Source organism: Pseudomonas sp. CM27 (assembly GCF_013179515.1).
Taxonomy (GTDB): Bacteria; Pseudomonadota; Gammaproteobacteria; order Pseudomonadales; family Pseudomonadaceae; genus Aquipseudomonas.
Genome location: NZ_JABMCN010000186.1, coordinates 1 through 9,703 on the forward strand (window position 1 = coordinate 1; position 9,703 = coordinate 9,703).

Genomic DNA, 9,703 nt, shown 5'->3' on the forward strand with positions numbered 1-9,703 from the left:
TGAGCATTGCCCTGACCCTGTTTGCCGACTTCGACAAGCGCAAGCTGCCTTTCTACATGCTGGCCCAGGTCTGCGGCGCGTTCTGTGGGGCGGCACTTGTCTACACGCTGTACAGCAGCCTGTTCTTCGATTTCGAACAGGCGCACAGCATGCTGCGCGGCAGCGAAGCCAGCCTGGAGCTGGCCTCGGTGTTCTCCACTTACCCGCATCCCTCGCTGTCCACCGGCCAGGCGTTCCTGGTGGAAGTGGTGATCACCGCCATCCTGATGGCCGTGATCATGGCCCTGACCGATGACAACAACGGACTGCCGCGCGGCGCCATGGCCCCGCTGCTGATCGGCCTGCTGATTGCAGTGATCGGCAGCGCCATGGGCCCGTTGACCGGCTTCGCCATGAACCCGGCCCGCGATTTCGGGCCAAAACTCATGACCTTCCTGGCCGGTTGGGGCGAAGTCGCCTTCACGGGTGGACGAGACATCCCTTACTTCCTGGTTCCGCTGTTCGCACCGATCCTTGGCGCCTGCCTGGGTGCCGCGACCTATCGTGGCCTGATTGCCCGCAACCTGCCAACGGCAACAGCCGCAAACCCTGAGACAAATGACAATCGCCAGGGCGATACTCAAGTCAATTGATGCCGGCATCACGCCCAGCCCTGACCCCCTATTCATGCAAGGCCTAAGACCATGACAGACACCCAGGACAAGAACTACATCATCGCCCTGGACCAGGGCACCACCAGTTCGCGAGCGATCATCTTCGATCGTGACGCCAATGTGGTGGGCACCTCCCAGCGCGAGTTCGCCCAGCACTATCCGCAGGCGGGCTGGGTCGAACACGACCCGATGGAAATCTTCGCCACCCAGAGCGCGACCATGGTCGAGGCCTTGGCCCAGGCAGGTATCAGCCACGCACAGGTTGCCGCACTGGGTATCACCAACCAGCGCGAAACCACCGTGGTGTGGGACAAGGAAACCGGTCGCCCGGTGTACAACGCGGTAGTCTGGCAGTGCCGCCGAAGCACTGAAATATGTGCCCAGCTCAAGCGTGACGGCCATGAAGACTATATTCGCGAAACCACCGGCCTGGTCACCGACCCGTACTTCTCCGGTACCAAGCTGAAGTGGATCCTCGACAATGTCGAAGGTGCCCGCGAACGCGCCGAGCGTGGCGAACTGCTGTTCGGCACCATCGATACCTGGCTCATCTGGAAGTTCTCCGGTGGCAAGGTGCACGTCACCGACTACACCAACGCCTCGCGCACGCTGATGTTCAACATCCATAGCCTGCAATGGGACGACAAGCTCCTGGAAATCCTCGGTATCCCGCGGCAGATGCTGCCCGAGGTGCGCCCTTCCTCGGAAGTGTACGGTCACACCAAGAGCGGGATTGCCATCGCCGGTATCGCCGGCGACCAGCAATCTGCCCTGTTCGGCCAGATGTGCGTAGAGCCAGGCCAGGCCAAGAACACCTACGGCACCGGTTGCTTCCTGCTGATGAACACCGGCGACAAGGCTGTGAAATCGTCCCATGGCCTGCTCACCACCATCGCCTGTGGCCCCCGTGGCGAAGTGGCCTATGCGCTGGAAGGTGCCGTGTTCAACGGCGGCTCAACCGTACAGTGGCTGCGTGACGAGCTGAAAATCGTCAATGACGCGCTGGATACCGAGTATTTCGCCAGCAAGGTCAAGGACAGCAACGGCGTGTATCTGGTCCCGGCCTTCACCGGCCTGGGTGCACCGTACTGGGACCCGTACGCCCGCGGGGCGCTGTTCGGCCTGACCCGCGGGGTGAAGGTGGATCACATCATCCGCGCCGCGCTGGAGTCGATCGCCTATCAGACTCGCGATGTGCTCGACGCAATGCAACAGGACTGCGGCCAGCGCCTGTCGGAACTGCGTGTGGACGGTGGCGCGGTCGCCAACAATTTCCTCATGCAGTTCCAGGCCGACATCCTCGGTACCTGCGTGGAGCGGCCGAAGATGCGCGAGACTACCGCCCTTGGTGCTGCCTACCTGGCCGGCCTGGCCTGCGGCTTCTGGAGCGGCCTGGACGAACTGCGCGACAAGGCAATCATCGAGCGCGAATTCAGCCCGCAACTGGATCAGGCGCAGAAAGAAAAGCTGTATGCCGGCTGGAAAAAGGCCGTCGAACGTACCCGTGACTGGGAAGATCACGAGGCGTAACACGACGTGGGGCCGTCACGCGGCCCCAATCGTCTACTGGCTGTCATCCGCTTCCTACGGCATCATTGCAGAATTTGTCCGGCTGCCCCAAAGGACCGCCCATGAATCTGCCTCCCCGCCAACAACAAATCCTCGAACTGGTGCGCGAGCGCGGTTACGTCAGTATCGAAGAAATGGCGCAGCTGTTTGTCGTTACGCCGCAAACCATCCGCCGTGATATCAATCAACTGGCCGAACTCAACCTGCTGCGCCGTTACCACGGGGGTGCAGCGTATGATTCGAGCATCGAAAACACTGCCTATGCCATGCGCGCTGACCAGATGCGCGACGAAAAGCAACGCATCGCCGAAGCCGTGGCCCGGCAGATTCCCGACCATGCCTCGCTGTTCATCAACATTGGTACCACCACCGAATCCATTGCCCGGGCGCTGCTCAACCACAATCACCTCAAGGTCATCACCAACAACCTGCACGTGGCAGCGATCCTGGCCGCCAAGGAAGATTTCGAAGTGTTGATCGCGGGTGGCACGGTGCGCCGAGATGGCGGCGTGGTCGGCCAGGCCAGCGTCGATTTCATCAGCCAGTTCAAGGTCGATTTCGCCCTGGTGGGCATCAGTGGCATCGATGAGGACGGCAGCTTGCTGGACTTCGATTACCAGGAAGTACGGGTATCCCAGGCCATCATCGCCAATGCCCGCCAGGTGGTCCTTGCGGCCGACTCGAGCAAATTCGGGCGCAATGCCATGGTGCGCCTGGGGTCGATCAGCCTGGTCGATTGCCTGGTCACCGACCAGCCGCCGACGGACGGTCTCGGTCAGTTGCTTACCCAGTACAAAGTCCGGGTTGAGGTGGTTTGAGGCGTGCTGTGGGGCGGCGCTCGATCGGTCAGGCGCCACAGCTGCGAAACGGGACACCCCGAACGCGAAAATTTTCGTAAATGTTCATTTTCCTGTCATCTGATCAGTTTTTTCTATAAAGACTGACTGGCGACCGGCTTCCTGTTGCGCTAATATTTTCGGAAACGAACATAAATGTTCATATTCGCTATGAACAGCCTCAGGAGGCCTTGCCCGTGTCCCAGCCCGTTCCGTCCCAGCCCCCCATCGCCGACTGCTATGATCTCGCCGTGATCGGCGGCGGCATCAATGGCGTGGGCATCGCTGCCGACGCCGCCGGGCGCGGCCTGAAGGTATTCCTTTGCGAAAAGGATGATCTGGCCCAGCACACCTCTTCTGCGAGCAGCAAGCTGATCCACGGCGGCCTGCGCTATCTGGAGCACTACGAGTTCCGCCTGGTGCGTGAAGCACTGGCCGAGCGTGAAGTGCTGCTGGCCAAGGCGCCGCATATCGTCAGGCCGATGCGCTTCGTGCTGCCGCACCGCCCGCACTTGCGCCCTGCCTGGATGATCCGCGCCGGCCTGTTCCTCTACGATAACCTGGGCAAACGCAAGCGCCTGGGCGCTTCGCGTAGCCTGCGATTCGGCCCGGGCTACCCGCTCAAGCCTGCCATCACCCGCGGTTTCGAATATGCCGACTGTGCGGTGGATGACGCCCGCCTGGTGGTGCTCAATGCCATGGCGGCCCGCGAGCACGGTGCACATGTGCATACCCGTACCCGCTGTTTGCGCGCCGAGCGTATCGATGGGCTGTGGCAGGTGGACCTGCAGCACGCCGATGGCAGCCTGCAAAGCATTCGCGCCCGTGCCCTGGTCAACGCCGCCGGCCCGTGGGTCGCCAGCTTCATCAAGGACGACCTGAAGCTTGAGGCGCCTTACGGTATCCGCCTGATCCAGGGCAGCCACATCATCGTGCCGCGGCTGTATGAAGGCGAACACGCCTACATCCTGCAGAACGAAGACCAGCGCATTGTCTTCTGCATACCTTACCTGGAACGCTTTACCCTGATTGGCACCACCGACCGGGAATACAGCGGTGACCCCGCACAGGTGAAGATCACGGAGCAAGAAACCGACTACTTGCTGAAAGTGGTGAATGAGCACTTTAACCATCAGCTCGGCCGCAGCGATATCCAGCACACGTATTCTGGGGTTCGGCCGCTGTGCAACGACGAATCGGACAACCCGTCAGCCGTCACCCGTGACTACACCCTGGCCTTGTCTGCAGGTGAAGGCCAGGCGCCTCTTTTGTCGGTATTCGGTGGCAAGCTCACCACCTACCGCAAGCTCGCCGAATCGGCGATGGCCGAGTTGAAGCCGTATTTTGTCCAAATGAGCGCAAGCTGGACTGCTACGTCCGCGCTCCCGGGCGGCGAGGAAATGACTACGCCCCAGGCGCTGGTCGACGCAATTCTGGCTCGCTGTGGCTGGTTGCCAGCCGACATCGCCAAACGCTGGGCGGTCACCTATGGCAGCCGCGTCTGGCAGTTGCTCGAAGGCGTGCACGGGCCGCAGGACCTCGGGGCATCCATCGGCGGTGGTCTGTTCTGCCGCGAGGTGGATTACCTGCGCAGCAGCGAATGGGCCAGCACTGCCGAGGACATTCTCTGGCGTCGTACCAAGCTGGGTCTTTTCACTACCGCACAGGAGCAGCAGGCCTTGAAAGACTACCTGCAGCGGCTCGAAGAGAACCAGGCGCGCACTCACGCCGCCTGATTCACAATGGGTTACGCCGCAGCACTGGAAACCAGATGCTGCGGTTGGTCACGACCGGCTCATCCGCTCCCAGGCCTCCCTGGCCAATGTGCGGATGAGCACCTCCTCTTCCGCTTGCAGAGCGTGCATCAAAATATCGGCGCCTTCGAGATAGACCTGATCGCCTTCGGTATGCGCTCTCCCCTCCAGCTCGACCAGCTGTGCATGGTAAGGCTCGGCAAGCGCTTCGAAACGCTCGGTATAATGCCTGCGCACATAACGCTGCCAGAACGGGCGTTGAACCAGCGAATCGAGAACTTGCTCAGGGGTTTCGTGTTGCAATACATCGACCTGGGCTTTGACCAGGTCGGCCTCACCTACCTGTGCCACGGATGCGTAATGCATTTCGTCCGCATGCACGGGCAACTCCAGCACTCGAGCAAGCTGGTTGCGGAAGTACAAGCGCACTTCAACCTCGTCAACGTTACGCGCACCTTGGTTGCGTAGCCGCTCGACATGTCGAGCGGCGATGGTATCGACGCGGTCAAGACGATGCAGCTGTCGCCCCAACTCAACCAGGCGCTGCTCCACCATGGCCGCTGGCAGCCCGGAAATTCCGCGCTGCACCAGCACACCTACCTCCAGCTGGTTGAGCAGGTACAACAGGCGATCCTCGCAGGTGAGCACGCTGCCAACTTCGCGGAAAATCGCTTCGCGTAGCTCCTCGCTCTGTTCACAGGCTTCAAGGATGCGCCATATACGCCTGCGATAAAGAGCTGAACTCTCGGCAAAGTCCTCAGAATGAGTGAGTTCGGCGAGAAATCTGAACAAGTCTTCGGAGCCTGGCTCGCTGGAAAGACGGTTCCATATCCCCTCGCGTCGCAGGCGTCGCTGCGCCTGGCGGCTTTCTACCAGCGCTTCACGCACCTCACCATCGGCCTGGGCATGCTGGCGGGCAGGACGGCCGCGCGCCCCGCCCTGACTCTGCCCCCCCGCCCGCACTTGCTCGAGGTAATTGCGGCTGGTGTCGTTCAACGGGTTGTCATGCAGCTCTAATTGCTGCAGCCGGCGCGTAAGCCCATGCACCTCGTCTTGCAGCTCGGTAATGCGGTTATCACGCAAGTCCACCAGCGCCCGCCACGAAGCCCGCTCCAGTAACTGACGGATATCGACCTGGCCAGTAGAGCGCAGGTACAGGTGACGCACGTGGCGCAAGCCGGAGAGGTCCGGCGCCTGCAATTCGGGGTTGAAACTCAGTTCGATGGACTCGAGCAGTGACAACTGAGCCAGCTGTCGATTGCCAATAGCGTCGATGGTTATGCGGTTGTTGGAAAGGTCGATCCTGCGCAACTGCACCAGCCGCTCAATGCCTGCTGGAATGGCCGTAAGCCTGTTATTGCTGAGATCAAGCTCGACAATGTTGGGAAAGCGACGAAGGAAGTCCTCATCAATTGTCTGCAGCCCCATGTCCCGCAGTACCAGCCGCCTGACATGGGCGAAGTCGACGCCTTCGGGCAACGTGGGCAAGCCGGCGATGTGCTCGCCGCTGATGAGCAGTTCGTAATGATCATTCACATCAACCAGCTTGCGCCGCCAGCTACGTCGCAGTGTGTCGGCAACACGCCTGCGACGTAGCGCTTCCACCGGAGTACTCCATGCGGCTTGCCACTCGGTCAACGCGTTTCGCAAGCTCTCGAGCTGGCGTTGCAACGCCAGGTAATGATCCCAGATATTTACTCCCCGGGCCCGCACTGCAGCCAGGTAGGCATCCAGTTGCAGTTCGCTGAGTGTCGGGAAGATCTGATGAATGCCACGCCTGATCGCCTGGTAGCTGCTTTCCCCGCCTCTTCCGCTCAGTGAATAGCCCAAGCGGCCGTCGGCAAAACGTCGCGGCGGCCGCAGGCGCGTCTCGGCAGCAGGCAACCCCATGGCCTGCGCAGCCAGATCCCGGTCCCCCTTGGCTTGTTCCAGAAGCCACGCGCGCAATTGCTTCACGGTGAGGCCGGGATCGCCTAAAACGGCTTTCTGACTGCCATCCAGGCATTCAAGCACCACCTTGAGCAGCGGCTCCTCCAGCGTGGCGGCAGCCTCTGCGAAGCGGTACCGCCATTCGTTCCTGACCACGATCCGGGTCAGCTCACTGCCGCCATCACCGGTGGCGAACAACACCGGCCCTTGCGAACTGCCCTCTCGCAACTCGATGCGCACGTTATCCGGCCAGGGCGCCTTGCGGGCAAGAAGCCCGAATACCAGGCTTTCACTGTCGACGTTGATCGCCTGCGGCAATCTGATCCCCAGGCAGGCACGGTCCAGGCGGCTCTCGCGCACAGACCAGCGCGCACGCTCGGCCAGGCTCAAAGGGATTGGCTTGCCCGGGCCGAGGCGTTCGAGCAAAGCACTGCTCGAATGATCGATGACTTCCTGGGCGGCTCGCGGGCTCAGCCCTTTGAAAGCAGCCATCAGCAAGGCCTGCTGCTCAGTGGCTGGTTCACGCAGGCCGTCCAGTGCCTGCTCGAACGCTGCGCCCGTCAGGGTGGGGTCGCTTTTATGCAGTTGCCAGCGCTCGTGGGCATCGAGCAAGCGAGCAGGCGCTGGCGCATTTTCCACTCGCAACCGGCGAACTCGCTCCAGGTCAAGGCCAGTAACGCGTAACAGGTCCAGGGCATCGTCCGAGATCAGGCGGGAAAGTGCCGCAGGCTGCAGGTCTTGCAGCAATACGGCCGAGTTGCTCTCCATGTGCGGCAGATCCCGCTCGAACCCCAGTTTCACCACGCCGTCCCGGAACCTTGGAACAAGCTCATCGACAAACGGGGTACGCGTTATGGTGTGAATCGCGCCTGCAGTAGCACCGGCAACCACCAGCGCTTGCGCCACGTCGAACAGGTGACCCAGAGCTGCCTGGCGGTCGCCCAGGCGCCAGTCCTGATAGCCCTCATAGATGCCATCGAGCAATTGCGCCGCACTGACCACCAGCATCAGCTCACCCAGCACAGGCACGAAAAGGCCTGCCCAGCCCAACAGGTCCAGCCAGGCCGATACCATGCTGCGCAGCCGCTCATGGCGGGCGGCCAGGTCCTCATCGCCGGTCGGTACAGCCAGGTAGCGGGCGTCGGCAAAAATCTTGTCTATCTGCTGAGTGCCTGCGTAGGCAAACAACGGCTTGTCGATGCTCAGGTTGCGCCCGTCCAGCTCGATGGCCGCTTTGCTTGCATCCTTCGCCAGCAGCGCTCCCACCGCCTTGTTGAATGCGGGCCGATCCTGCGCCCGGATGAACCGGCCGAAGAATTCCCGGTACGCAGACGCACGCAGTGCCAACCCGATCGCCTCGTACAACGCCTGCCAGGAAGCATGTCGGAACAATGCCTGGCCAGGGCCGCCAGGGATCCAGGCGATCACGCTTTCCAGGCTGTCATCCACCTTGCGCCGGATCTCCACCGTGATCACGCCGACGATGCGTTTGCCCAGCAGGTAAAGCTGGCGGGGCGTGACCGACGACGAGGGCGCGGCGATAGCAGGCTGCGATGTGAAGAAGGCTGACATGCAGTCATGTTCGAAACTGCTCAATTGCCCCTTGAAGACGCCTTCACGTACCGCGACATCCAGCCGCGACCGCAGCGCATTCTCGAACAGCTCCTCTACCTCTCGGCGCGCCTGTGCCGTGGTCTGGCCACGACCTGAGCGGGTCGGTCGCAGCACCGACATCAGTTTCGCCTGGTAGCGCGCCCCGATATCCAGCGTGCGACACAGACCGGCGAAGCGCTCGAAACTCAGCGGCAGGCGCTCTCCCCGCTCGCCGGTCAGGTGGGCGTGGCGATGGATGGAGGGCTGCAGCTCATCGCTGGCGAAGTTATGCATTGCGGCCGCAAGCAGACTTTGCCGAGAGCTGAAGGTCACCATGGGCTGGTAGAGCTTTTCGGCAGCAGACGGATACTGGATATCCTGCGTGATCACGACCTTCATCACACGCACGTCGCCCACCAGCCCCTGCTCACGTAACGCCGCCTCCAGTAATGGCGCTGCGAACGCATCAAGCGCGGGAATATCTGCAAAGAAACGCTGCATGCGCTCCGCGCAGGCTTGCTGTGCGTGCATTGCCTGGCGCAGTGCAAGGACTTGCTCCTCCCAGCCGTTGGTCATCCACACGGGTAATTGCCGGGCTATCAGGTGATCTACCGAACCGCTGGGTATTACGTTGCTTGGCGGCGCCATGGCTGGCCTCCATGAGTTGGGCCTGCCAGAACATCACGTACCGGGATCAGTTCAGCGGTAGATAGATCCTACCCACTGCAAGGCGCGAGCACTCATTCGGATTGCCGAACGATGATCGAGCCATCATTCGGAAAGCCGTACCAAGCGCCGCAACATCTAATGGTCAAAAAAGATTAATTCCCAGTGTTTACACAGCGTTATGATCTGAACCAGAGCTTGGCACGACTCATGCTCTACACTTGGTAGCCGAATGCACCCGCTTCATGCGGTATTCGTTGAACGAAAGAGTCCGCCAACGGCTCCATAAAAAAAACAAACACGTCGAGGGAAATTTGATGCGTATCGTTCGTCAATTGCTGGGCGCCGCCATCGCGGCTGCAGTCATCGCTTCGCCGGCCATGGCCGAGGAGCTCACCGGCACCCTGAAGAAGATCAAGGACTCAGGCACCATCACCCTGGGGCACCGCGACTCCTCCATTCCGTTTTCCTACCTGGCCGGCAAGCCCGAGCCCGTGGGCTACTCGCATGACATCCAGCTGGCTGTCGTCGACGCCCTGAAGAAGCAACTGGGTACGGACATCAAGGTCAAGTACAACCTGGTCACCTCCCAGACCCGCATCCCGCTGGTGCAGAACGGCACCGTCGACCTGGAATGCGGCTCCACCACCAACAACGTCGAGCGCCAGCAGCAAGTCGGCTTCACCGTGGGCATCTTTGAAGT

The 9,703-nt window shown here is 61.3% G+C and carries 6 protein-coding genes; 5 read left to right on the forward strand and 1 reads right to left on the reverse strand.

Annotated features, from left to right (window positions below; genetic code table 11):
* The 4 genes from HP547_RS20760 to glpD all read left to right on the forward strand — a co-directional run.
* Positions 1-632 (forward strand): MIP/aquaporin family protein (locus HP547_RS20760; RefSeq protein ID WP_172287310.1); only part of this gene is annotated, 632 nt, incomplete at its 5' end.
* Between the two features lie 51 nt (positions 633-683).
* Positions 684-2,183 carry a glycerol kinase GlpK gene (gene glpK / locus HP547_RS20765; protein WP_172225269.1) on the forward strand — a complete coding sequence of 500 codons (1,500 nt, stop codon included), beginning with the start codon at positions 684-686 and terminating at the stop codon, positions 2,181-2,183.
* Positions 2,184-2,284: 101 nt separating this feature from the next.
* Positions 2,285-3,040, forward strand: a complete 756-nt coding sequence (locus tag HP547_RS20770; RefSeq protein WP_172225272.1) for a DeoR/GlpR family transcriptional regulator — start codon at positions 2,285-2,287, stop codon at positions 3,038-3,040.
* A gap of 215 nt (positions 3,041-3,255) precedes the next feature.
* Positions 3,256-4,794: a glycerol-3-phosphate dehydrogenase gene (gene glpD / locus HP547_RS20775; RefSeq protein ID WP_172287311.1), complete on the forward strand. Its 1,539-nt coding sequence runs from the start codon at positions 3,256-3,258 to the stop codon at positions 4,792-4,794.
* 48 nt (positions 4,795-4,842) lie between these two features.
* Here the strand turns inward: glpD and HP547_RS20780 are convergent, their stop codons facing one another.
* Complete coding sequence (locus tag HP547_RS20780; protein WP_172287312.1) at positions 4,843-8,982, reverse strand: NEL-type E3 ubiquitin ligase domain-containing protein; 4,140 nt, start codon at positions 8,980-8,982, stop codon at positions 4,843-4,845.
* Positions 8,983-9,317: 335 nt separating this feature from the next.
* Between HP547_RS20780 and HP547_RS20785 the strand changes: the two genes are divergently transcribed.
* On the forward strand, positions 9,318-9,703 hold a 386-nt coding region (locus HP547_RS20785; RefSeq protein ID WP_172287314.1), incomplete at its 3' end, for a transporter substrate-binding domain-containing protein.